The sequence below is a fragment of the Bradyrhizobium sp. FW305-F6 genome (assembly GCF_058782905.1).
Genome location: NZ_JBYSYD010000001.1, coordinates 1,438,821 through 1,462,173 on the forward strand (window position 1 = coordinate 1,438,821; position 23,353 = coordinate 1,462,173).

Sequence of the window (23,353 nt, forward strand, 5' to 3'; positions counted from 1 at the left end):
GCGGAGTGCATTCGCCTCGCGCCTCTGCTCGGCGAGCCGGCGCTTCAGCTCCGTATTCCTCTCTTCCAGCGCCGCGAGGCGCGCGGCTTCGTATACGTCGATCTCAACCGGTCTCGCTGCGAGGTTGGTCGAATTCTGTGACCGGGGTCCACGTCCGCAGCCGCAGTCACAGTCACTCGCAAGGCCCCTTCCGCCGCGTTGCTCGCTGTCAGTCGGCATAATTCGCCCCATCGAATCTCACCCACTTGCAAAGCCTCAGCCGCCGAGGTCGTCCTTCCAGTCGTTCTCGATCTTGCTGAACCAGATTGGCAGGCAGCGGGATGTGGTTCGGCGCTTCGGCGGCTGAACGTCCGTTCTCAAGCGACCAGATGCTGAGTTTTCGCGACCGGACAACGTGTCCATAATTCTTTAATAATAGAATTATGGAAACACAAGTTTAAGTTTTGATGACAGCTGAGCAAGCTCTTTTATGCTGCAAGCCTCACTCGAGCCGTTGCGGACGGCATCGCGATGTCTCATTCGACATGGAGATCTCGAAGCGGTGGCCAAAAAATAGCCCTGTCTTGACATGAATACGTAATTTCCATAACTCTGGATGTATGGAAAATGAACAAGCTGTCTTGGCGCTCGCTGCGCTTGCCCAATCCACGCGCTTGCAGGCCTTCCAAATCCTGGTGAAGCACGAGCCCGAGGGGCTTGCTGCAGGTGACCTCGCGCGCCTCCTCGAAGTCCCGGCCAATACGCTTTCGGCTCACCTCTCGGTCCTGTCTCGCTCCGGTCTTGTAACATCCGAGCGCTACAGCCGCTCGATTGTCTACCGCGCCAACCTCGGCGCTTTTCGAGACGTCGCGGTTTTCTTGTTGCGGGACTGCTGCGGCGGACGACCGGAGGTCTGCATGCCGGTCCTCGAGAGCTTGCAGCCCTGCTCTCCGCCCAAGCGAAAGGGAAAGGTCCATGTCTGATCGCATTTACAATGTGCTGTTCCTTTGCACGGGCAATTCGGCCCGTTCCGTGCTCGCCGAATCGATCCTTCGCAAGGACGGTGGCGGACGCTTTCGCTCCTTCTCCGCAGGGAGCACACCGAAAGGCGCCGTGCATCCGCTGGCGCTGCGCACGCTCGAGAGCATGGACTATCCGATCGACGGGATGCGCTCGAAGAGCTGGCTGGAATTCGCAGCCGCCGACGCACCGGTGATGGATTTCGTTTTCACCGTCTGCGACAACGCCGCTGGCGAAGCATGTCCCGTCTGGCCGGGCCAACCGACGACGGCGCATTGGGGCATCGAAGATCCGGCGGCGGTCGAGGGCACCGAGCTCGAAAGAACTGCGGCCTTCTCGAGGGCGTTCCGTTACCTGAAGAACCGCATTGGCGCGTTCGTGAACCTGCCCCTCGACGGCATCGACCGGCTTTCGCTCGGGACCAAGCTTCGGGAAATCGGCCGCTCCGAGGGAACGACCTCGGGCAAGAGCGACGTGGCGTGACGATGGGCATCTTCGAACGATACCTTACCTTGTGGGTCGCGCTTTGCATCGTGGTCGGCGTTGCGCTGGGCCACGTGATGCCCGGCTTCTTCGGCGCCGTTGCGGCCGCCGAGGTTGCCAAGGTCAACCTGCCGGTCGCGATGCTGATCTGGCTCATGATCGTGCCGATGTTGCTGAAGATCGACTTCGGGTCGCTGGGCCAGGTCCGGGAGCATTGGCGTGGCGTCGGCGTGACCCTCTTCATCAATTGGGCCGTGAAGCCGTTCTCGATGGCGCTGCTCGGGTCCTTCTTCATCGGCCACCTCTTCGCACCGTGGCTGCCGTCCGGTCAGATCCCGTCCTACATCGCCGGCTTGATCCTGCTTGCCGCCGCACCCTGCACAGCAATGGTGTTCGTGTGGTCCAATCTTTGCGAGGGAGAGCCCCACTACACGCTGAGCCAGGTCGCACTGAACGACGTCATCATGGTCTTCCTGTTTGCGCCCCTCGTGGGGTTGCTGCTCGGAGTGGCCTCGATCAGCGTGCCCTGGGACACATTGCTGCTGTCCGTCGTGCTCTACATCGTGGTTCCCGTGGTCGTCGCCCAGCTGTGGCGCAAAATCCTGCTGAGAGACGGCCAGGACGGCTTCAACCGCGTCATGCGCATGCTGCAGCCCGTATCGCTTGTCGCACTGCTCGCGACGCTGGTGCTGCTCTTCGGCTTCCAGGGAGAGCAGATCGTCAGGCAGCCCGGCGTCATCGCGATCCTCGCCGTCCCTATTCTCGTTCAAGTCTACCTGAATGCGGGCCTGGCTTATTGGCTCAGCCGACGGTTCGGCGTGGCCTGGTGCGTGGCGGCCCCAGCGGCACTCATCGGCGCCAGCAATTTCTTCGAGCTGGCAGTCGCCGCCGCGATCAGCCTGTTCGGCCTGGAGTCCGGCGCGGCGCTAGCCACCGTGGTCGGCGTGCTCGTCGAGGTGCCGGTGATGCTGTCGGTCGTCCGCATCGTCAAGGCCACGCGGGGGTGGTACGAAGCGGGAGCGGGTAAAGTGCCCGCGGCTGCCGAGGCCCGCCAATAAAATCATCGTGCGCGGGCGGCCGAGCAGCACGCCGGTCTGCCAGTCATAGAGAGATACGTCGATGAGCGTCACGATCTATCACAACCCGGCTTGCGGCACGTCGCGCAACACCTTGGCGATGATCCGGCAGAGCGGCGTCGAGCCTGACGTCATCGAATATCTGAAGACGCCGCCCTCGCGCGACAAGCTGGTCGAGCTCGTCAAGGCGATGGGGATCTCAGCTCGCGCGCTGCTGCGGGAAAAAGGTACGCCCTATCGCGAGCTCGGCCTCGATGATCCCAAATGGTCCGAGAACGAGCTGATCGACCAGATGCTCGCGCATCCGATCCTGATCAACCGTCCGATCGTCGTGACGCCGAAGGGCACACGCTTGTGCCGGCCTTCGGAGGTCGTGATCGATCTCCTGGATAGTCCGGTCGGCCGGTTCGTGAAGGAAGACGGCGAAGTGGTGGAGACGCGATAGGCTCGCGGCGCGTCTCCTCGGGCCGCTCGTTTGTCGGACGTGCAGAACACGGAGTGCGGTACCTCAGGCGGGACCCGCCTGCTGCGAGCCCGCATTGAGGAGCTGTGAAACAGCCGCGACGACCTGGGCCGGCGCAAACGGCTTTTGCAGCAGAATGCTGTTTGGCACGCCGAGAACCGGCCACTTTTCCGCGGCGCCGCCGGTCATGTAAACCACGGGAAAATGAGGATCGACTTCACGGGCGGCTCTCGCGATGTCCCAGCCGTCGACGCGGCCCGGCAAATTGACGTCAGTCACGAGAGCACGGTACGGCAAGAGATCACCCTTCAACAGCGTGATGGCCTCTTCGCCCGTTTTCGCGGTCGCAATCTGAAAGCCCCCTTCTTCCAAGGCGTCTTCAACGAGAGCCAGGATGGCATCTTCGTCTTCTATGACCAGGACGATTGGTAGATCCGGCGCCATTGCTTCCCCCGTTACCGTTCTGTTTAAAAGTGCACACAGCGTATTTTGTTCCGCTGTACGACGCGGTTCCAGCCACAGGGCGGCGGCCGGATGGTTTCAGAACCGTTGCCGCAGCTGAACGCAACGGGTTGAGCTGAGACGGAACGATCGGGCGACTGCCACGTTTTCCCGATGCCCTTCCCCAAGGGCGCCCCGAATGGCCCCAGCTCAATGCCCCCCACTATCCCCCGCGAGCTGGGGCCTTTTTCGGAGCTTGCTGAGCCTGTGGCGGACATCACCGCATCCGAGCCGGCAGCGAGCGCGGGCTATTCGAGCAAGCCCTTCAGGCCCGCATAGATCGAGCCGATGCCGGTCGCGGCGACGCCGGCCAACGGCCCTACGGTCTGCATGAGGTCCTGAATCAGGCGGGCACGGCGACGCAATTGCTCCTCGCCGACATGATGCCCGAGCAGACGTGCCACGCGAAAGGCGAAGGCGTTTGGCTTGCCGCCCTGGGTGAGCACGCGCGGCAGGATCTGGAAGATCACGACGCTGAGAATGTTGCCCGAGACGAAGGCGAGCAGGATGCTCGCGCCATATTCGAACACCTCGCGCCACTCGATCCAGATCGTCGGAAGGATTGGAACATGATCGTGGATCCCGGTGACCGTCAGCATTGCGAGGATGCTGACAGTCGCGGTCAGCAATGCCAGCACGAACGACGTCAGGGCGAACACTCTGTGCAGCGGATAGGCGATGAATCCGAACAAGAGCGGTATGACGATCGATGCGATCCGGAGCGGGACCGGAGACAGGTTGAAGGTGATGGTTACGAGCACATGCGCGATCACCAGCAACAGCGACGGAATCGCGACATAGAGCACCGCATGCGTTCCGTAGTAGCGCAGCGGATTGTTGTAGCGCTCGAGCCGGACATTGACGCGATCGAGATCCCGCCTGAGCTTGTCGAGCTCGGTCACGATCTCGTCGATTTCGCGCAGCATCGGCCTTACGACGCGCAAGTCCCGCGAGCAATGCTTGCAGACGATGGCTTCGTCCTTGATCGTCTCGGCGCAGAACGGACATTCCATCGCTAGCGCGACTTCCTTCGCAGCCTGATGGCATCGACCTGGTCCCTGGCGCGGCGCAGTTCATCGCGCAGCTCCTCCCGCTTGCGCAGGAGATCGTCGCGCTCTGCGATCAGCGTCGCAGGAACGGCAATGTCGCGCCCGCAGGCGGCGCAAGCCAGCGCCCCCTCCGCATGTCCCGACCCGCAATAAGGGCACTTCACTTGGGCGCCACTTTCAGGGTGAAGATCGTGGTGCCCGGCCGGCCGTCGCTATCCTTGATGTCGACGCGCACGGTGTATTCGCCCGGCGGCAGCTCTGCGTCCTGCATGTGGATGCCATCGGCCTTCACGAAAGGCTTCACCCGCGGGGTCAGGTCCACGTTTGGCGTCCGGAGGAAGATCATCTTGACCGAGTCCGGATCGATCTTGGCCCCGCCGTAGGATTGAAACTTCAAGACCAGCGGCAGGGGCGACCTCGCTGAATCGCCCGGCGAGACGAACTCGACCTTGGGGCCGCGCATGATGCCGCGCTGGTCGACGGCGACCGCGCCCTTCGGAGGCGGCAGCTTGGCTTCCTCTTCCGTGATCAGCAACGTGGCGCGCGACGGCGCCGAGACCAACAAACTTGCAGCCGCAAGACCAAGCAAGACATTCCGTTTCATGTCAGTGCCCCCTTTCCTTGATCATCAACGCGAGCCGCCATCGCCGATGATGGTGTACGGCGCCCAGAACAGCGGATGCGCATAGGCGAATTCGGTCTTGCCTTCGCCGTTGAGATAACCGGGGCCATCGACGAGGGCCATCGCCGCCTGGCGCAGCGCTTCGCTCCGCGACAGCTTGGGATCGTCGGCTTGCCGCTTGAACAGATCGGTCACCAATTGCCGCGCCGATTGTGAATGCACCGACCAGTTCGTCACCAGCAGCGCGCGCGTTCCGGCATAGAAGAATGCGCGCCCGAGCCCGGATGCCGCCTCGGCCCCTGCGCCGGCGCCGGCGCCGGTGTTGCAGGCCGACAGGACGACCCAGTCCGCGTCCAGCTTGAGGCCGAGGATCTCCTCCATGGTCAGGAGGCCGTCGCCGCCCTCGCCCGTCACCGCCGGCGACGACAAGGCGAGCGCCGGCTGCGTCAACCCGTTCAGCTCGCCCGGGACCAGTCCATGGGTGGCAAAGGCCAGGATCCTGAAGCCGGAGAGATCCATGGTCTTCACCGCACTCTCGGTCGCGCTCTTGCCGAGAAACAGCACCTTCGACGGGTCCGCCTGCAGCGCCAGCGCGATCGACTTCAACTCGTCGGCGGTGTCGGGCAGACGGGGCAGCAGACCGAGTTCGGCGCTGTCGACGCCGTCGAGCTTTGGGCTGTTCCGCCGCTTCAGCGGGCCGCCGCGCGTGATGTTGCCGCCGGCGTCGGCGATCTGGACCTTCTCTCCTCCGCCTTCCGCCTCGGCGTGCTGCTCGCTGTTGAAATAGGGATCGCCGAAGGCCACGAGGTCGCCGCGGCCGGGCTTGCCCGGCGGCAATTGCCGCAGCGTGCGCAACGCCGCCGCCGACGGCACCGTCGACACCGCATGGGTTCGCGCCAGCCACGGCACGTTGCGATAGCCGATAAAGAGCGGGTCCTCGTCGGCGGCCACCTCTGCTGCTGCCGTCGGCAACAGGGCGAGCGGCAGCAGGCCCAACGCACCGTTGGTGACGACGATCAGGTTCCTGGCCGGCTTCCAGCCGCTCTCGACCGGCTTGAGCAGCAGTTCGTAGAGCTCGTGGCCGAGCTTGAGGTCGAACGGCGGAATGTCCGAGATCATCGCAGCCTGCGGCTCGAGCGCCTCGCGCAGCTTGCGGATCTTCCTCTCGACATCACCCATGCTGGCCTGCACGACGGCGAACGCCACCGGTCCGGATTTCGGCACGGCCCAGACGAAGCTGCCATTCTGTCCGAAATAGAACGACAGCATCGCCTCGTCATCGGCGAGGGTCGCACGGATCTCGGCAACGCTCGGCGGCTTGGGCGAGACGAGATCGGCATAGATCGGGAACTTGCGCTTGATCTCCAGGCGCGCCGTGTCGCGCTGGCCGCGCAGAGTGGCGATCGAGGCTTGAATCTGCTGAACGCCTTTTTCGTCGCGCTCCGTTGCGGGAAGGGCGAGCACATTGTTGAGCGTGCCGAGCTGGGCGTTGACCTGCTTGGTGAGATCCTGCTCCTTGCGCACGAGTTCGGCGAGCGCGGGATCCTTCGCCGCCGCACGCGCGCTCGAGGCTGCAAGCGCCTGCTGCACAGAGCGGCCGCGGACCGCGTCGGCGAGGCTGAACGTCTCGTCCCCGACGTCCTTGCCGGCGCCTTCCGCCCTGCCGAGCAGCAACAGGTAAGTTTCCACGATGATCTGCAGCCGCTGGCTGCGCGCGGCCACCACGGTCGTGTTCTCGTCGTCGGCGTTTTCATTGGCACTCGCCATCATCACCGGGATGGCAGCCCTGAACTCGCGGATCGCATCGGCATCGCGGCGGGCGCGCATCAGCCCGACCGCCAGCGTGCCGCGCGCCGCGGCGGCCTCGAAATGATTCTCCCCGACCCGGGCGATCTGCTTCTTCACGAGCTGCTCGGCGGCGGCAATGCCGGCGTCCAGCTGCCCGGAACCATAGAGCGACAGGATGCGCGAGGGATTGAGCTCGAACACCTGGCGGCGCTGCGGGTCCCAGCCGACGACGGCCTTTTCAATCCGCGCAAACATCTCGCCCGCTTCGGCGTTCTGGCGCCGAAGCGTCAGAATGCCGGCGAGCTGCGACAGCAATTGAACCGTCGCCTGCGAATCCGCGGGCACACCCACCGTGGTGTTGATGTCGAGGGCGACACGGCCGAGCTTCTCGGCCTCTTCATAACGGCCCTGGTCGACCAGGATGCCCGCCAGGCCCATGACGAAACGCGGCGTCACAGAGTTGTACTTGCCCGTATCCTTCAGGCGCGACAGCAGCGCCCGGCGCGCGTCCACCTCGGCCTCGGCCAGCCTGCCCTGCTTCGCCTTCATGCGTGCCTGGCTCAACACGATGCCGTCGATCGCCTGCAACAGAATGGTCTCGGCCGGCGCACTGTCCGACGCCATGATCGCCTTCGTGCTGGCCCGCTTGCGCAGCTCGGCGGTGCGATAGGCGGCCTCGGCATCGGCAAACTGTCCGCGTGCCTCGAAGATCGCGCCGCGGGTGAGCTCCAGCTCGCCTTCCCAGCTCTGGCCGAATTTGGCATAGGCCGCTCGCCAGTTCGGATGGGCGCTGGTGCGGGCCTCCTGAATCGCGGCCTGGCTGCGGCGAAGATAGGCCTCAGCCTGCCCGAGGTCGCCCATCTGAAGGAGGACGGCCGCGATCCCGCGGTTCGTCACGAACTGCATCCCCTTGGCGCCGGGCATGCTGGCCGATTCGCGCAACAGCCTCTGCATGATCTCGAGCGCGCGCTTCGGATCGCCCGCGAGCGAGTGCTGCAGCGACTGAAGCTGCAGCATCCGCCCGAGCTGGTTGGGGCCGACGGCGCCACGCCCGACCTCCACCGCCTTGTCGGCGTCAGCCATCGCTTCGGCGAGCCGGCCGAGCTGCGCGCGTGCATTGGCGCGATCGAAATAGAGCTGCGCGAGATCCGGGCGGGATTCCTTGCCGGTGGGCACGGCGTCGGCTTCCGACTTCAGTTCTGCAATCATCTTCTCGTCGGGCTTGTCGCCGTCGAGGATCGCCGTGATGTCGGCGATGCTGCGCGGCGGCGCGACGAAGTCTTTCGGGAGCTCTGCACCAATGTCCAGCTTCGGTGCCGCCTCCTTGGGAAGCTCGACGGCAACATTGGCGCGGCCATTGGCGGCCGTCAGCGCCGCCATCACGCAGGCCCTGACCTGAGGCGTTGCCTTGGCGCGGCAGGCTTCGAGATTGGCGCCGCCGCCCGGCCCTCCGCCTGCGCGCATGCACGCCTGCACGATCGGCTTGCCGACCGTCATCCGGCAATTCTCGAGCGCAGCCTCCCTCGACAGCGCGGCTGCAGAGCCGGTCGATAGAAGCAGAATGGCGAGTGCCAGCAGGTGGCGCGAGCTAACGTTCGGACGACTCTTAAACGGGCCAATGGCCTCTAAGCTCATCGAAGGACCTTTGGGAAAAATGACTTGAAGAAAACGAGATGATCCTATCCCGGCCGCGCGGAAGGACAAGGGCAATCAAGGCGGTTCCCAAATGCCTCAACAGGGCTGGTGGCTGCGGTCCGCATGAGTTCCGCGGACAGCGAGTCGGCGGCTCGAGCTGATCGTGCTGATTGGCCGCAAAGAAAGGGTGGCCGCGTTCGGCCGGCACATTGGTGGTACGGATCAGCCCTTCGAGACGACCGCGCGCCCGTAAGGCGGTTGGCCCTGGACCGGCGGATTGGCGGTCTGCGCGGCAAGCTCGCCGATCAGGCGGTCGGCATCGGCGGCCATGCCGTCGGGCGCCTGGATCACCAGGCGCTCCAACGCCCAGCGATAGGACGAGATGCGCTGCTCCAGGCACTGCTGCACCCACTGGACGATCAGCGAGTTCTCCTGCATGCGCGCGACCGCATCGTCCCTCTCCCTCGGCGAGAGCGCGGAGACGCGCGCCATACTGGCATCGCGCTTCCTGTCGAGATCGATGACGCGGATCGCCGAGGCGAAGAACGGCTCGAAGCGGGTGATGTCGTTACGCACGTCCTCGATCAGCTGGGCATAGCGCGAGGAGTGCGAGCGGTGCGGCTCGTCGATCAGCGTGCGGCCGTACATGGTGCGGTCGAACACGACTTTCTGCCGCCAGGGCGAGGGCATCGCCTTGTAGTCGCCGAACACGCTCTTCCATGCCGGGCGCGACAGCGGCGGCTCGATCATGGGATAGGCGAGATCGCGAAGCTGACGCTCTTCGTCGGTGAGCTGGAATTGCGAGGGCTTCAGGCCGACGCTGGAGGTGACCTCCGCACCCAGCCAGCGATGCATGTCGTCGCTGCGCATGCTCTCGCGGGTGCGGCCGAAATCGCCGCCGCTGCAGGCGCAGAGCGTCGCGCCCGCAAGCGCGAGCAGGACGGCCGTCACAAGGGGCCGGATCTGGCGGATGGAGTCCGGCATAGCATGAAGCCGGATGTCAGCGGCGGCGACGACGGCGCCCCGGCGCTGTGCCCTGCTCCGGCCCGCGATCGCCGCTGGTTTCGTCCGCCTCACGCTCGATGCGGATCACGGGAAGGATCAGGATCGTTCCCATGTCCGCGCGCGGAGCGACATCCCCGGACGAGCCCACCCGGCGACCGGCCGGAAATTCGATGATGGTCCCCATGTCAGCTCTCTCGATTGCCGCGCGACCGAACGCGCCCCAGCAACATGCATTCATTAAGATCAGTTCATGGTTAACGGGGTGTAAACGCGGTATTGGAACCGTAACCCCACGGGCTGCACCGCGCCGTCCCGTTGCGGCACGACAACGCCGCAAATTGCACGCCCGGCTTCACGGCTCGTTTTCCTTAACGAGCCTTTAAAAGAACGTGCGCTAGGCTCGCCCCGAGTATCTCTTCCGAGTTGCGTACGCCTCCATGACCAAGTCGCTGTTTCCCGGATTCGACGGGCTGATGACCCTGTCCCGTCGCGAAGGTGTCGACGTCCGCCCGACGCTGCTGCGCGTGCTGACCGACCTCTATGTCCAGACGAGCACCCACAGCGAAGACGAGCAGCGGCAGTTCGTCGAGCTCGCGACGCGGCTGATCGACCAGGTCGACGATGCGACACGCGCAGCCGTCAAGGCGCGGCTCGCGGTCTATCCGCGAACGCCTGTCCCCGTGCTGCAGAAGCTCGGGCTGGTCGCGGCACAGGAAGGCCGCCGGGTTCCATTGGCCCGGGAGATCCCGACGACGTCGCCTGCACCCCCTCCGGTGCGCGAGCCGACCGAGGCCGAGCAGCGCCTGACCGCCAACATGGCGATGCAGCCGAAGGAAGCCGCCGAAATCCACGACATGTTCTTTCGCGCCGGCGCCTCCGAGCGCGCGCTGATCTTGCACAATCTTTCGCAGACCCCGCTGAAGGCGGCGCCGCGCATTCCCACCGTGCGCGCCAGACGCGCTATCCAGATCCTGGAGATGGCGGCCATCGCAGGTGACGTCGAGAACTTCGCCTTCGAGCTCGGCGACAGCCTGATCCTGCCCTCGCGCGTCGCGGCACAGATCGTCGGCGATGCCGGCGGCGAGGCGCTCGCGGTCGCCGCGCGCGCGCTCGACATGCCGAGCCCGGTGTTCCAGCGCATCCTGCTGTTCTTCAAGCCGGAGATCGGCACGTCCGTGAACGCCGTGTACCGGCTGTCGCGCCTCTACGACCGCCTCGCCGAGCGCTCGGCGCTGGTGATGCTGGCCGCCTGGCGCGGCTCGACGCTCGCCGTCACCCGCGCGAAGTACCAATCGGCGCTGCACGACGGCGACCGCCAGCGCGCCCGCGCCGGCGCAAGCCAGACGCGACCGGGCGTGCAGCCGGGCGCGAGCCCGGCGGTGCGGACGGGTGCGGGCGGATCATCAGAGCGTTGATGTCCCCGCGCCAACTCAACAAGCGGCAACGGTGGGGCACGCAACAAACTCCAACCCATGGCAGCAGCTACGTCTTCGCCAGATCCAGAAAATGCCGCCCGGCGCGGTCCTCGGTCTCGACGATCCAGGCATCAGGATCGAAGCGGATTTCCTTGGTCAACCGTTCCTCGACGGTTTGCTCCGGCAGTGGTTGCGGCGCGACCGGCACGAAGAAGCGATCGACCGGCCGGCCGTCGTCGTAAGACGACTGCGGCGCCGGCGCATACAGCACCGCATTGCCGTCGAGCAGCGACACCTTGACGAACACGGCGCCCGCCTCCTCGGCACCGCGACGCCGCACGGCGCCGAACACGCCTTCCGTTTGGCAGCGGCGCAGGTAGGCGGCCACCCAGATGTTGGATTTTAGACGCATGAGTGCGACGATAAGCCAGCGCGAGGTCTCGCGCCAGCCTCGTGCATCTCACGCTTAGCGTATGTCGCCCTGACCACCGCGAATTTGCGTCGCGACGACATATGACAGCGGCATCGCGAGCGCGAATCCGAGCGCCACGGCATAGGGGATGTTCCTGATGGCGTCGGCGGCGAAGCTCGGGACCATCAGCACCACGATGAGGCTGACGCCCGCCAGCACCGTTCCGAGCATGATCCAGACGAGAATCGAGACCTTGAACATGACGACCTCTCTTCCTTGATGAGGATGAGCGATCATGTTCCGGGAGGCCGCGGACGTTCATTGATCCCACGCAAATCGCGCTCGCCCGCGGACGCCGAGCTGATGTGCAGAGCGCGTTACGCGGAATTGATCGGCGTCAATGACTGGCGGTGCGGCTATTCGACCGGATGGCCGATCGCAGCGGCGAGCTCGCGCAGCAGCCGGTCGGACACTTGCCCGGTGACCTGCATCTTGTGCTCGCGCTCGAACTTCTGGATCGCGGCCTGGGTCTCACCGCTCATCGTGCCCGTGATCTTCAGATTGCCGTAGCCGTATTCCGACAGCGCGCGCTGCACGCCGGCGATGCGCCGTGCGGCCGGGCCTTGCGCCGGAATCGGCGCCGGCGGACGCAGGGCCGCGGGCGGCGTCGAGGTCGTGGCCTTGACCAGATTGGTCATCGGATCGTTCGACCGCGTCGAGGCGGTCGCTTCGACGGGCTTTTCGGGCGCCTTCTCGGCCATGCGTTCGGCAGGCTTAGACTCGACGGGCTTGGATTCGGCGCGGAACTCCGTCGCGCGCGGCTCGAGCGGCGAGGTATCGGCGCCGACCGGGCGTGGACGCGGCAGTGGATTCGGGAGCGGCACGGAGGACGGCGCGGGAAGATGGATCACCGTGCCGAACATCGGCGCGGGGTGGCGGCCGGTCTGGAGAAACAGCGCATTGGCCACGATCGCAGCGATCGCGCCGACGGCGACGAGGCCGGCCAGCGTATCCTTGGGGCTGTGCAGCAGCACGCGCAGCACGAGGTTGCGCTCGGTCTCGACATCGACGACCGCCGCTTTGGCGCCACGGCGGCGCGGCGCGCTGTCGTCCTTTGCAGACTTCCTAGGCACTTTTCTTCACCAGAGCGGGTTGGTCGTGAGTTTGGTCGTGAAGGTCCTGGCGCAGCCCCGGCGTCAAGGTCGCGATCTTGCCCTCGCTCGCCTTCTCATTCGCCGGCTTGACCTGCGGCGGCGCGTAGACGAGCGGCAGCTTGACGGTGACGGCAGTGCCCTCCCCCAACCTGCTTTGTACCGTCAATTCGCCGAGATGCAACGCCACGAGACTCTTGACGATCGAAAGTCCGAGGCCGGTACCTTCGTGTCGGCGCTGATAGGTCTTGCCGGCCTGGAAGAACGGCGCACCGACGCGCTCGAGGTCGTCGGGTGCGATGCCGACGCCGGTATCACTGATGCGCAGTGTCAGCTGCGAACCCGCCACCGCAGCGGAAACGGAAACCTGGCCGCCGCGTTCGGTGAACTTGATGGCGTTGGCGACGAGGTTGAGCACGATCTGCTTGAAGGCCCTGGGATCGCCGGTCATGACCGGCAGGTCCTGCGGCGCGTCTGTGATCAGGTCGATGCCGTTCTCCCGCGCCTTCAGCGCCAGCAGATTGCAGCAATGCAAGAGTGAGGCGCGCGGCGCGAACGGTTCCGGCGCAATCTCGTAATTGCCGGACTCCATCTTCGACATGTCCAGGATGCCGTTGACGACCGAGAGCAGATGCTGGCCGGACGCGTTGATGAGCTCGGCGTACTCCTTGCGCTGGGCTGCGCCCAGCATCAGGGCCTGCTCCTGCGCGATCATCTCGGAAAAGCCTATGATGGCGTTGAGCGGGGTCCGCAGCTCGTGACTCATGGTGGCGAGGAAGCGCGTCTTGGCGGCATCGGCCGCCTCGGCGGCGCTGCGCGCCTGATCCAGCGCCTGCTCGGACAGCTTGTGGCCGGTGACGTCGCGCATCACGGCGACCACTTCGCTCTCCTGCGTGACGCCATGGGCCCTCTCCTGGTCGAGGGGGCGGCAACGCATCTCGACCCAGATGAAATCGACCTGACCGCGCTCGGCACCGACGGGTTCCCGCCGCAGTCTGAACTCGACGCTGCGCACATCGCCGCGCGCCGCGTCGGACAATGCCGTGAGATATGCCGGCCGGTCGGCGACATGGACGCGGTCGAACAAGCCATGACCGAGCAGTTGCGTCACCGGCAGGCCGAGCATCGCCTCTGCCGCAGGCGAGATGAACTCGACGGCGCCGTTGCGCTGGTGCCGCGAAATCACGTCGCTCATATTGCGGGCGAGCAGCCGGTAGCGCTCCTCCTCGCGCGACAGGAGTGCGACACTGGTACGCGCGAGCGACTCGGCGCCGAAGGCGAGGCCCGCGGCATAGAGGGTCGCCGACGCAACGCCGAAGGCCATCAGCACACCACGCTCCGCAGCGCTCGGTTCCACCGCCGGCACCCAGCCGAGCTGGCCGATCAGGATCAGCATCCCGACGCAGGACAGCGCGAGCAGCGAGGCGAAAGCCGCGACGCGACGCGATGCCGACAGCGCGGCTTCAAGGGGAACCACGACCAGCCAGACCGCAGCGAAGGATTCGATGCCGCCTGTCGTGACCGCGACCGCCATGATCAGGCCGGCGAGCGCCAGCGACGACAGCACATGCGCGCCTTCGTACCGGCCGGTGCGCGACAGGAACCAGGATAACATGATCGGCGCGATCAGCCAGGCGAAGGCCGCGACCTCGATCGCGCTCGGTGCGCCGCGCATGGCGAGATAGACCGGGAATGCGGCGAAGGCGACCAGGCTGCCGAGCAGCCGCGGTGCCATGAAAGCACGATGGCGCGCCCGCATCAGCGCATCGTAGCGCGCGGAGGGATGCAGCAGCGCATCGAGACAATCGCGGATGATACTCAAAACTGTCACGGGTCTCGCGCTTCAGCTCAATCGTCTTATGGAAGACGCGCCGGAACGCCTCCTTGTCGTTGAGCCACCGTGTCAGAGCGACCTTAAACGAGTGCTAAGGCGGTGCCGAGTGCCGCGGAACACCGCGTGATCGCGGAGCTTTTTAGACAATTTGGCGAGGTCTTCGCTGCGGATGGTGAACACAGGGTTTCACCATCCTCCGCATGGTTTCGAATTGGTGGACGAAGGGCCGCCGGGGAAATCGCGACCCGTGGACGTCAATCGAAAATTTACGAGACCGCGGCTTGCGAAGAATCTTGGGTCAATTTTCCGCGAATTAAGCTCAAGGCAATCACTTGCGATTTATCGAGGGTTGCTAGGTCCGACTTCCCCGGAGATCGCCCCGGGCGGACTCTAACCGACAGGTCGACAAGATGCGCTTTCTGCTCCGCATCACATTCTGGCTCGGGCTGGTGCTGGTGCTCCTGCCCAGGGACAAGACGCCCGAATCGGAGAAGATGCCGCAGATCGGCGCCTCCGATGCGGTGCAGGCTGCGACCGCGGCCGTCTCCGACATGACCCAGTTCTGCAAGCGCCAGCCGGCGGCCTGCGAGGTCGGCGGCCAGGCCGCGACCATCATCGGCCAGCGCGCCCAGGACGGTGCGAAGAAGCTCTACCAGATCATCAACGACAAGAAAGAGCAGATCACCAACGACAAGAACGACGGCAGCAAGGCCGATCACAAGAAGGCGCCCGACCATACCGGCTCCATTGCGTTTGCCGGAGAAGGCGACATCGCCGCGAGCGAAGCGCCGCGTGATACCCTGACCCAGGACGACCTCGCGCTGGAATGGCGCGGCCCGGGACTTGCGAATTAGCGCCAAACCCTATCGATTTCGGGGCCTCGCATCCCTATATTGGCCGGAAGCGGGAACAAGGGCCAGCATGGCGACGATCGACGAAATCAGGGACAATTTCGAGCTTCTGGACGAGTGGGACGACCGCTACCGGTACGTCATCGAGCTCGGCCGTACGCTGGAGCCGATGCCGGAGGCGGAACACTCCGCCGAGAACAAGGTGCAGGGCTGCGTGAGCCAGGTGTGGCTGCAGAAGCTGATCGACCGCGATGGTGGTGCGCCGGTCCTACGATATCGCGGCGACAGCGATGCCCATATCGTGCGCGGGCTGGTCGCGATCGTGCTCGCGCTCTATTCGGGGCGCACGCCGCAGGAGATCCTCACTACCGACGCGATCGCCGTGTTCAACGAGTTCGGCTTCCGCGATCATCTGACGCCGCAGCGCTCCAACGGCTTGCGTTCGATGGTCGAGCGCATCAAGGCCGATGCGAAAGAGGCGCTCGCGGAAGCGACGTAAGATGCTCTCGTAGGGTGGGCAAAGGCGCCCTTGCGCCGTGCCCACGAGCTTTCGTCGACTACACACAGAAGGTGGGCACGCTTGCGCTTTGCCCACCCTACGAAACTGAGCGCGCCGGCTCTACTTGCCCTTCTTCCGCTGCTGCTGTCCGAGGCCCATCTGCTTGGCGAGCTGCGAGCGCGCCACCGCATAATTCGGGGCGACCATGGGATAGTCGGCCGGCAAGCCCCATTTCTCGCGATATTGCTCCGGCGTCATGTTGTACTGCGTGCGCAGATGGCGCTTCAGCGACTTGAAGCGCTTGCCGTCTTCGAGGCAGACCAGATAGTCGGGCGCGATCGACTTCTTCAGCGAGACGGCCGGCTTGGCGGGCTCCAGCGGCGCGGTCTCGGTGCGGCCCGACGAGACCCGCACCAGCGCACCATGCACCTGGCTGATGAGGTTGGGAATCTCAGCCGCCGGCGTTGGATTGTTGCTGAGATAGGCGGACACGATGCTGGCCGTCAGCTCGATGAAGTTCTTCGCCCCGGCATCCGACATGCGCCGTCCCTTCTCCCGCTTGCGTCTGCCGGATTGACGCCGCCAGAGTATTCCGTGTCAACAGCGTTCGGCTGGATTGGGATAACTGACGACGATGCGCGGATGACTGGTGCGCAGCGCCGCCATACTTGTGGGGCGAGCGCCTCAACCGCGCTGGTCGAGATGGGATCGGAGCTCGTCGATCGAGGCAAAGCGCATCATGCCCTCCGGCATCTGCGCCTCGATCGAGCCGTCGGAATAAAGCGAATAGGCCATGCCGTCGACGACGCCGGATTTGAGGACCGTCACCGGCGGCTGCTCGACCGGTTGGGGCGGTTCGGGGGCAGGTGGCGGGGCGGTCTCGGCAAGGGATGAAGGCGAGCGCCGGGGTGGGCGGCGCGACTCGACCGGCGGCTCCGGCGGGCGCGTACGATCCGGCTTCGGCCAGGCAGCATCGAAGTTCGCAGGCGGTATGTTCGGGGCCTCACCGGGCTCGGCAGGCGGCGGCGCATCTTCGGGCAGTTTCGCCTCCGCGCGTTCGCGCTCCTTGCGCGAGGTCGAGGCGAACAGCAGGTTGCGCCGGCGCGGCGCTTCCGCAGCGGCGGGCGGCGCAGCAGCTTCGCCCTCCTGCGGTCCCTCGGCGCGCGAACGCTCGCGCGCGGCAGCTTCGCTCTGCCATGGCGGCGGACTTGCTGGCGGCCGTGCCGGCGCCGACTCGGCTCGCGCCGTCGCAGCGGCGACCGGCTCGGGTGTGCCGGCGTCCGGCACCGCGAGCCCCGGCAGCACGGGCCTGACCCGAACCTCGGACGAGGCCACCGCATCGGTCAGCCGGCGCGCGATGCCCTTCAGTTCAAGCAGCACCAGATGCAGGCCGACCAGTAACATTCCGGAGCAGACGGCAATGGTGCCAGCGATTATGAGCGTTCCGCCGAGGCTGAATTCACTGATTGTCAGGCCGAAAATGACCGCAAGGAGGCCCGCCAGGACGGCGCAGATCCCCGCGATCAACAATGCCAAATTCATCGAACTCACCCCCGGCCGCGCACCCGCCGCGACAACCGCTTCGCCACGATACCGTCATACGATGTTCCACGCCAACGGCCAATTCTGGGCGGCGTTCCTAAAGGGAAGGAAATCAGGGACTTATTCACATTCCCTTCAGCTGCGGGTGGGTAGGGCTTAGGCCGCACTCGAGATTATCGGAATTGCGGCCAACCCGGAATTGCTGCGTCGCATCAGGATTTTAGCCATAATGCCCAATTACTTGGTAATGGAACTGCGCTATACGGAGTCCGGGGTTGAGGCCCGCGCGCGCCAGCAGGGCCAAGAGGGGATTCCGGGGCACCGATAGCCATGACATCCATCACGACGTCGGCGATCGACACGCCTCAACGGCGCTCGATCGAACGAACTTGCGACGATCTCGCCATGCTGGTGCTGGCCGCGGTCGCCGTCATCGCAGGCTTGACCTTCCGCGACTACGGGCTCGGCTGGGACGACTACACCCACGCTGAATATGCCGACCTGCTGCTGCGCATGTTCAGTTCCGGCTTCAAGGACACCGCGGCGCTCTCCTTCGCCAATCTCTACATGTATGGCGGCGGCTTCGACATGGCCGCAGCCCTCCTGCACAAGGTCATTCCGCTCGAGCTGTTCGAGACGCGCCGTCTGGTCGGCGCCATCGTCGGCGTGATCGGGCTTGCGGTGACGTGGCGGCTCGGCCGACGCGTCGGCGGGCCCCTTGCCGGTCTTGCCGCACTGCTGCTGCTCGCGCTATGCCCGACCTTCTACGGCCACATGTTCATGAACCCGAAGGATGCGCCCTTCGCAGTGGCCATGATCATCCTGATGCTCGGGCTCGTCCGGCTCGCCGAGGAATATCCGCAGCCGTCGCCGCGCACGATCCTGATCGTTGGCCTGGGCGCCGGCCTTGCACTCGGCTGCCGCGTTCTCGGCGGGCTCGCGCTGGTCTACGCCATGGTCGGCTTCGTACCGCTGTTGCTGGAGGAACTGCGCAACGAAGGTTTGCGCGAGTCGGCCCGCCGCTTTGCCCATGTCGTCTACGTGCTGCTGCCCGGCCTCGTGCTCGGCTACCTCGTGATGGGCCTGATCTGGCCGTGGTCGATCATGCGGCCCGGCAATCCGTTCGAGGCGCTGACCTACTTCTCGCATTTCTTCGAGAAGCCGTGGAAGGAGATGTTCGACGGCGCGATCGTGTCGGTCCCGGACATGCCCTGGTCCTATCTGCCGACGCTGTTCGCACTGCAGTTGCCCGAAGTGATGCTGGTGCTGACGGCGGGCGCGGTGTTCAGCACCTTCGCCATGCTGCCGCGGCGCGAGGTTCCCGCGCGCCGCAAGACCATCCTCCTGATGCTGACGCTGGCTGCCACGCTGCCGCTCGCGATCGCGATGGTGAAGCGCCCTGCGCTCTACAACGGCATCCGCCATTTCGTCTTCGTGATCCCGCCGATGGCGGTGCTCGGCGGCGTCGCCTTCGCCTGGACCATGGAGCGCCTGCGCGCCAATCACCGCACCTGGCAGCCGGTCGTGCTGGCGGTGTTCTGCTTCGGCCTCGCGCTCCCGCTCGCCGAGATGATCCGGCTGCATCCGTATCAGTACAGCCATTTCAACCACGTCGCGGGTACCGTCCGCGGCGCCGACAACCGTTTCATGCTGGACTATTGGGGCCTCGCGTTGAAGCAGGCCTCCGACGAATTGCGCGAGCAGCTGGTCGAGCGCCAGGAAGTGCCGCCCGCAAACCGCAAATGGAAGGTGGCGGTGTGCGGTCCGCAGCGCCCGGCGCAGGTCGCGCTCGGGCCCGACTTCACCATCGGCTGGGATTCCAACGCGGCCGATTTCGCCATGACGCTCGGCGAGTTCTACTGCAAGGGCCTCACCGCGCCCGTCATGGTCGAGATCAAGCGCGACGACGTGGTGTTCGCCCGCGTCTACGACATCCGAGGCCGCGCCATTTCCGGCCTGCTGTCGATCCCGGCGCCGTAGGATTCTTCTCCGCGAGCCGTGGCCCGGATGGGCGCAGGCGAGATCCGGGATCTCTGTTGGAGTGGCCCCGCATGTCGCTTTGCTCATGCGGGCTACGCGCCTTCGCTCTTCGGCCAGGACGGACAAGCATGCGGGCGGCGCTGGCCTGCCGCGCTTCCGATGCGCCTTGCTGCCGGTCTCGCCCGCGACTACGCTCCCGCTCCGCAACAACGATGTTTCGGAGAGATCAGCCATGTCGCCAGCAGAAGCCCGCCTGAGGGAAGTGCCCTCCAACATGACGGAGGCGGAGTGGCAGCAACGGGTCAATCTGGCCGCCTGCTATCGCCTGGTCGCGCTGTACGGCTGGGACGATCTGGTCGACACCCACATCTCGGCGCGCGTGCCGGGCCCCGACCATCACTTCCTCATCAATCCCTACGGGCTGATGTTCGACGAGATCACCGCGTCCAGCCTCGTCAAGGTCGACCTGCACGGCAACCAGCTCTCCGAGAGCGAATACAGCATCAACCCTGCCGGCTTCACCATCCATTCGGCGATCCACGAGGTGCGCGAGGACGCGATCTGCGTGCTGCATCTCCACACCCTCGACGGCACCGCGGTGTCGAGCAGCGCGGAAGGCCTGCTGCCGCTGAACCAGACCGCGCAGCTCGTCACCCACGACCTCGCCTATCACGACTATGAAGGCATCGCGCTCGATCACGACGAGCGGCCGCGGCTGCAAAAGGATCTCGGCGACCACAACCACATGCTGCTGCGCAACCACGGCACGCTGACGGTCGGCCGCTCGGTCGCCTCCGCGTTCGAACGCATGTATCATTTGGAGCGCGCCTGCTCGATGCAGGTGCGCACGCGCGCGCTGGGGACCCCGGTCTATCCGGTCGACCACAGCGCGATCGACAAGAACACCGAGCTGCTCGCCAACCGCGACCGCGCCGAGCTGCGCGCCACCACCCTGGTGTGGCCGCCCTTGCTGCGCAAGCTCGACCGCGAGCTCCCGGGCTACAGGTCTTGAGATTGTCGGGATCTGGTGTAGAGTAGAGCCCAACGAACCTCTACGCCTTTTGGAATGAAACGCCGCCCAATTCCGGGCGGCGTTTTTGTTTCGTGAAATTCGTAGGGTGGATTAGCGAAAGCGTAATCCACCTCTTCTCTCGGAGCAGGCGCATCGGTTGGTGGATTACGCCTTCGGCTAATCCACCCTACCGCACCCAGCCTATTTCACCTCGGCCAGTGCAGCGAGGATTCTCGCCCAGGAGCGGATGCCCTTCTGGAAGCTCTGCAGGTCGTATTTCTCGTTCGGTGAGTGGATGTTGTCGTCGTCGAGGCCAAATCCCACCAGCAGCGAGTCGAGGCCGAGCGTGCGCTTGAAATCGGCGACGATCGGGATCGAGGCGCCGGATCCCATCAGCACGGTCTCCTTGCCCCATTCCTCCGTCAACGCCTTGCTGGCGGCGGCGAGCGGCTTCATGGTCCAGTCGAGCGCGATCGCGGGCCCGGCGGAGTGGTCGCCGAACTCGACCTTGCAGTCCGCCGGAATGCGCGCCGTCACGTAGTCGCGGAAGGCTTTGCGGATCTTTTGCGGGTCCTGGCCCTGGACCAGGCGGAACGAGACCTTGGCCGAGGCATGCGAGGGAATCACCGTCTTGGAGCCCTCGCCGATATAGCCGCCCCAGATGCCGTTGACGTCGCAGGTCGGCCGCGTCGAGGCCTGCTCGACCAGGAGCCTGCCCTTCTCGCCCGCCGGGAGCGACAAGCCGACCGGCTTGAGAAAGGTCTCGGGTGTGAAATCGAGCTTCTTCCAGCGCTCCAGGATGTCGGGCGGCGTATCCTTCACGCCGTCATAGAAGCCCGGGATCGTGATGCGGTTGTCGTCGTCGAACAGGCCACCCAGGATCTTCGTGAGCAGGCGGATCGGATTCATCGCGGTGCCACCGTAAACGCCGGAATGCAGGTCGCGATTGGCTGCGGTGATCTTCAGCTCCTCGTACAGCAGGCCGCGCAGCGAGGTCGTGATCGCCGGCGTGTTGCGGTCCCACATGCCGGTGTCGCACACCAGCGCGTAGTCGGCCTTGAACTCGTCCTTGTTGGCCTCGATGAAAGGCACGAAATTCTTCGAGCCGACCTCCTCCTCGCCCTCGATCAGGAAGGTGACGTCGACCGGCAGCGAGCCCGTCACTTTCTTCCAGGCGCGGCAGGCCTCGACGAAGGTCATCACCTGGCCCTTGTCGTCCTCGGCGCCGCGCGCGACGATGATCTTGCGGCCGTCGGCATGATCGGTGACGACGGGCTCGAACGGAGGACGGTGCCAGAGATCGAGCGGATCGACCGGCTGCACGTCGTAGTGGCCGTAGAACAGCACGTGCGGCCGCCCGCCCGCGCCGGTCTTGCCGACGACGGCGGGATGGCCCGCGGTCGGCCTCACCTCGGTGGCGACACCGAGGCTGGCGATGTCCCTGGCGAGATGCTCGGCCGCAGCTTTGCAATCATTAGCGAAGGCCGGATCGGCCGAAATCGATTTGATCCGCAACAACGAGAACAGGCGCTCCAGGCTGTTGTCGAAATCCTTGTCGATGTGGTCGAGCACGGATTGGAGCTGCGCATTGGCCATGATTGCGATCCTGACTGTTGGTCTCAAGAGGTCCCGGGTTTTAGCGCCACGGCGGCGTGGGAGCTAGCCGCAACCGGCGGATGCCTGATGTGCCAGGCGAGACACCCCGCGAGGATGGCGGTCGCAGCGAGGTTGTTGCCCCAGGCCTGGATGAGGGTCGGAAACCACGGCAGCGACAGCAGCATGAGGATGCCGGCCGCAGCGAGAGCGAGCCAGGTTCCGAGGCGCACGCGCGCACGCGTGTCGAAGGCCGCGCGATGCATCAGAACCGTCATCGGAAAGAACAGCCACATGAAGTAGTATTGCCGGGCCAAAGGCGAGGCGACCGTCATCAGGCAGAACAGAATGCCGAGCTCCTCGGCATCGGAGCGCGCGGTTCGGTGCGCTTGCCGCGGCATGATTGCGACGAAGGCGAGCCCGAGCAGCGCCGACAGCGCGAGCACGATCCAGTTTGCCGTTCGGTAGTCGACGTCGATCACATTCATCGTGCGCGGCGGCTTCCTGGGATCATCCTGATTGTAGTTGATCGGCCGGACCAGGCGATGCGTAACCGCGATGAGGGACTGGTTGACCCACGACCAGTTCTGCTCGTCGCGCTGGCCGAAGCCCTTTTCCGAGCTCGTCCCGACCATGCCCTGGTACCAGGTGGCAAGTTCGGCCGCGTTGCGCTCGAAGCCACGGATCGGGGCCGGCAGGACATAGAGCAGAATGCCGGTGAAAACGATCGTGCTGGCGAGGGCGGCCCATTTGCGTCGCCAGAGCAGATAGGGCAGCACGGCGATCGGAAACACCTTGATGGCAGCGGCGAGCGCGAACATGAAGCCGGCGAGCCACGACCGATGTTGCCGCAAGCTCCAGAAACCGTAGAGCATCATCGCCAGCAGCAGGAGATTTGGCTGCCCGAGATCGAACATGTCGAACACGAAGGTGACGGTGACGATGGCCGGCAGCGCTTCCAGCCAGGGGCCAGGCTTGCGGTCCGAGCCGGTCATGACCTGGGAGAGCGCCCCGGTGTACCACCACGCCACGGCGTTCAAGACTGACAGGACGACGTAGAGCGGAATCTTGCCGAACCAGCTCGGGATCGCCAGCAGGATCGCCGGAAGCGGCGGATAGATGAAGTCGAAATAGCCCTGCGGCGTGGCTGGATAGAGTGGCGCGCCTTCCAGGACCTGCTGCCCCGCCCAGTACCAGAGCAGATAGTCCTTGGTCTTGCCGCGGCCGAAGATCTCGGGGACGAGCACGTCGGCCGTCAGGAGAACGCAGCAGAACAGAAAGAGCAGGTCCAGCGGCGCACGTGGCGAGAAGCGTCTGGGTGCGTCGGGCTTGGGAAACGGTGCGGGCGTGGTCACAATGCGGTCCTGTTGCGGCGGCGAAACAGGACGTAACAGACCGGCAAAGGATTGGAGAGTCCCCTCACCTGAATGTGTACCCGTCGGC

At 65.2% G+C, this 23,353-nt stretch carries 24 protein-coding genes; 9 read left to right on the forward strand and 15 right to left on the reverse strand.

From position 1 onward, the window contains the following. The first annotated feature begins 599 nt into the window (after nt 1-599). The 4 genes from AC3WLX_RS06915 to arsC all read left to right on the forward strand — a co-directional run bounded on the left by AC3WLX_RS06915 (nt 600) and on the right by arsC (nt 3,003). Nucleotides 600-962 carry an ArsR/SmtB family transcription factor gene (locus tag AC3WLX_RS06915; RefSeq protein WP_291628727.1) on the forward strand — a complete coding sequence of 121 codons (363 nt, stop codon included), beginning with the start codon at nt 600-602 and terminating at the stop codon, nt 960-962. Continuing rightward, nucleotides 955-1,482 (forward strand): arsenate reductase ArsC, encoded by a 528-nt coding sequence (locus tag AC3WLX_RS06920; RefSeq protein ID WP_492335217.1) that lies wholly within the window; start codon nt 955-957, stop codon nt 1,480-1,482. The genes AC3WLX_RS06915 and AC3WLX_RS06920 overlap by 8 nt, the downstream gene beginning before the upstream one ends. A 2-nt stretch (nt 1,483-1,484) precedes the next feature. Continuing rightward, nucleotides 1,485-2,540, forward strand: coding sequence for an ACR3 family arsenite efflux transporter (gene arsB, locus AC3WLX_RS06925; protein ID WP_291628737.1), 1,056 nt, complete (start codon nt 1,485-1,487; stop codon nt 2,538-2,540). 61 nt (nt 2,541-2,601) lie between these two features. Next, nucleotides 2,602-3,003, forward strand: coding sequence for an arsenate reductase (glutaredoxin) (gene arsC / locus AC3WLX_RS06930; protein ID WP_492335218.1), 402 nt, complete (start codon nt 2,602-2,604; stop codon nt 3,001-3,003). A gap of 63 nt (nt 3,004-3,066) precedes the next feature. Here arsC and AC3WLX_RS06935 read toward each other — a convergent pair whose 3' ends face one another. The 7 genes from AC3WLX_RS06935 to AC3WLX_RS06965 all read right to left on the reverse strand — a co-directional run bounded on the left by AC3WLX_RS06935 (nt 3,067) and on the right by AC3WLX_RS06965 (nt 9,805). After that, nucleotides 3,067-3,465: a response regulator gene (locus AC3WLX_RS06935; protein WP_291628733.1), complete on the reverse strand. Its 399-nt coding sequence runs from the start codon at nt 3,463-3,465 to the stop codon at nt 3,067-3,069. A 305-nt stretch (nt 3,466-3,770) separates the two neighbouring features. Continuing rightward, nucleotides 3,771-4,535 carry a hypothetical protein gene (locus AC3WLX_RS06940; RefSeq protein ID WP_492335219.1) on the reverse strand — a complete coding sequence of 255 codons (765 nt, stop codon included), beginning with the start codon at nt 4,533-4,535 and terminating at the stop codon, nt 3,771-3,773. A 2-nt stretch (nt 4,536-4,537) separates the two neighbouring features. Continuing rightward, a complete protein-coding gene (locus AC3WLX_RS06945; RefSeq protein ID WP_291625316.1) occupies nt 4,538-4,735 on the reverse strand; it encodes a hypothetical protein in 198 nt (65 codons plus the stop codon). After that, entirely contained in the window at nt 4,732-5,175 is a 444-nt protein-coding gene (locus tag AC3WLX_RS06950) for a hypothetical protein (protein ID WP_291625318.1), read from the reverse strand. Before AC3WLX_RS06950 ends, AC3WLX_RS06945 begins: the two co-directional genes overlap by 4 nt. A gap of 24 nt (nt 5,176-5,199) precedes the next feature. Then, on the reverse strand, nt 5,200-8,478 hold the full coding sequence (locus AC3WLX_RS06955) for a CHAT domain-containing tetratricopeptide repeat protein (protein WP_492335220.1): 3,279 nt from the start codon (nt 8,476-8,478) through the stop codon (nt 5,200-5,202). Between the two features lie 360 nt (nt 8,479-8,838). Continuing rightward, complete coding sequence (locus AC3WLX_RS06960) at nt 8,839-9,600, reverse strand: hypothetical protein (RefSeq protein ID WP_291625322.1); 762 nt, start codon at nt 9,598-9,600, stop codon at nt 8,839-8,841. A gap of 16 nt (nt 9,601-9,616) precedes the next feature. Next, on the reverse strand, nt 9,617-9,805 hold the full coding sequence (locus tag AC3WLX_RS06965; RefSeq protein WP_212067156.1) for a hypothetical protein: 189 nt from the start codon (nt 9,803-9,805) through the stop codon (nt 9,617-9,619). A gap of 253 nt (nt 9,806-10,058) precedes the next feature. On the opposite strand from AC3WLX_RS06965, the gene AC3WLX_RS06970 reads away from it, so the two are divergent. Then, the gene (locus AC3WLX_RS06970; RefSeq protein WP_492335221.1) at nt 10,059-11,036 is read left to right on the forward strand and encodes a DUF2336 domain-containing protein; all 978 of its coding nucleotides are present in this window, start codon (nt 10,059-10,061) and stop codon (nt 11,034-11,036) included. A gap of 67 nt (nt 11,037-11,103) precedes the next feature. On the opposite strand, the gene AC3WLX_RS06975 is transcribed toward AC3WLX_RS06970, so the two are convergent. From AC3WLX_RS06975 to AC3WLX_RS06990, 4 genes are all read right to left on the reverse strand, one after another. Next, complete coding sequence (locus AC3WLX_RS06975) at nt 11,104-11,448, reverse strand: DUF1491 family protein (protein WP_492335222.1); 345 nt, start codon at nt 11,446-11,448, stop codon at nt 11,104-11,106. A gap of 54 nt (nt 11,449-11,502) precedes the next feature. Then, complete coding sequence (locus AC3WLX_RS06980) at nt 11,503-11,709, reverse strand: hypothetical protein (protein WP_492335223.1); 207 nt, start codon at nt 11,707-11,709, stop codon at nt 11,503-11,505. Between the two features lie 155 nt (nt 11,710-11,864). Next, nucleotides 11,865-12,581, reverse strand: a complete 717-nt coding sequence (locus AC3WLX_RS06985) for a peptidoglycan-binding domain-containing protein (protein ID WP_492335224.1) — start codon at nt 12,579-12,581, stop codon at nt 11,865-11,867. Continuing rightward, the gene (locus AC3WLX_RS06990; RefSeq protein WP_492335225.1) at nt 12,574-14,430 is read right to left on the reverse strand and encodes a PAS domain-containing sensor histidine kinase; all 1,857 of its coding nucleotides are present in this window, start codon (nt 14,428-14,430) and stop codon (nt 12,574-12,576) included. Before AC3WLX_RS06990 ends, AC3WLX_RS06985 begins: the two co-directional genes overlap by 8 nt. A 413-nt stretch (nt 14,431-14,843) precedes the next feature. On the opposite strand from AC3WLX_RS06990, the gene AC3WLX_RS06995 reads away from it, so the two are divergent. Together AC3WLX_RS06995 and AC3WLX_RS07000 are read left to right on the forward strand one after the other, a co-directional pair. Then, complete coding sequence (locus AC3WLX_RS06995) at nt 14,844-15,287, forward strand: DUF5330 domain-containing protein (RefSeq protein ID WP_492335226.1); 444 nt, start codon at nt 14,844-14,846, stop codon at nt 15,285-15,287. Nucleotides 15,288-15,354: 67 nt separating this feature from the next. Beyond that, a complete protein-coding gene (locus tag AC3WLX_RS07000; protein ID WP_492335227.1) occupies nt 15,355-15,783 on the forward strand; it encodes a SufE family protein in 429 nt (142 codons plus the stop codon). Between the two features lie 120 nt (nt 15,784-15,903). On the opposite strand, the gene AC3WLX_RS07005 is transcribed toward AC3WLX_RS07000, so the two are convergent. Both AC3WLX_RS07005 and AC3WLX_RS07010 read right to left on the reverse strand, forming a co-directional pair. Beyond that, nucleotides 15,904-16,323, reverse strand: coding sequence for a Ros/MucR family transcriptional regulator (locus AC3WLX_RS07005; RefSeq protein ID WP_247972289.1), 420 nt, complete (start codon nt 16,321-16,323; stop codon nt 15,904-15,906). A gap of 144 nt (nt 16,324-16,467) precedes the next feature. Further along, a complete protein-coding gene (locus tag AC3WLX_RS07010; protein ID WP_492335228.1) occupies nt 16,468-17,325 on the reverse strand; it encodes a DUF308 domain-containing protein in 858 nt (285 codons plus the stop codon). A 330-nt stretch (nt 17,326-17,655) separates the two neighbouring features. Between AC3WLX_RS07010 and AC3WLX_RS07015 the strand changes: the two genes are divergently transcribed. Beyond that, nucleotides 17,656-19,305 carry a glycosyltransferase family 39 protein gene (locus AC3WLX_RS07015; RefSeq protein ID WP_492335229.1) on the forward strand — a complete coding sequence of 550 codons (1,650 nt, stop codon included), beginning with the start codon at nt 17,656-17,658 and terminating at the stop codon, nt 19,303-19,305. Between the two features lie 232 nt (nt 19,306-19,537). Next, nucleotides 19,538-20,317 carry a class II aldolase/adducin family protein gene (locus tag AC3WLX_RS07020; RefSeq protein ID WP_492335230.1) on the forward strand — a complete coding sequence of 260 codons (780 nt, stop codon included), beginning with the start codon at nt 19,538-19,540 and terminating at the stop codon, nt 20,315-20,317. 201 nt (nt 20,318-20,518) lie between these two features. Here the strand turns inward: AC3WLX_RS07020 and AC3WLX_RS07025 are convergent, their stop codons facing one another. Together AC3WLX_RS07025 and AC3WLX_RS07030 are read right to left on the reverse strand one after the other, a co-directional pair. Then, a complete protein-coding gene (locus tag AC3WLX_RS07025) occupies nt 20,519-21,913 on the reverse strand; it encodes a M20/M25/M40 family metallo-hydrolase (protein ID WP_492335231.1) in 1,395 nt (464 codons plus the stop codon). Nucleotides 21,914-21,936: 23 nt separating this feature from the next. Then, nucleotides 21,937-23,265 (reverse strand): glycosyltransferase family 87 protein, encoded by a 1,329-nt coding sequence (locus AC3WLX_RS07030; RefSeq protein WP_492335232.1) that lies wholly within the window; start codon nt 23,263-23,265, stop codon nt 21,937-21,939. Nucleotides 23,266-23,353 lie beyond the last annotated feature (88 nt).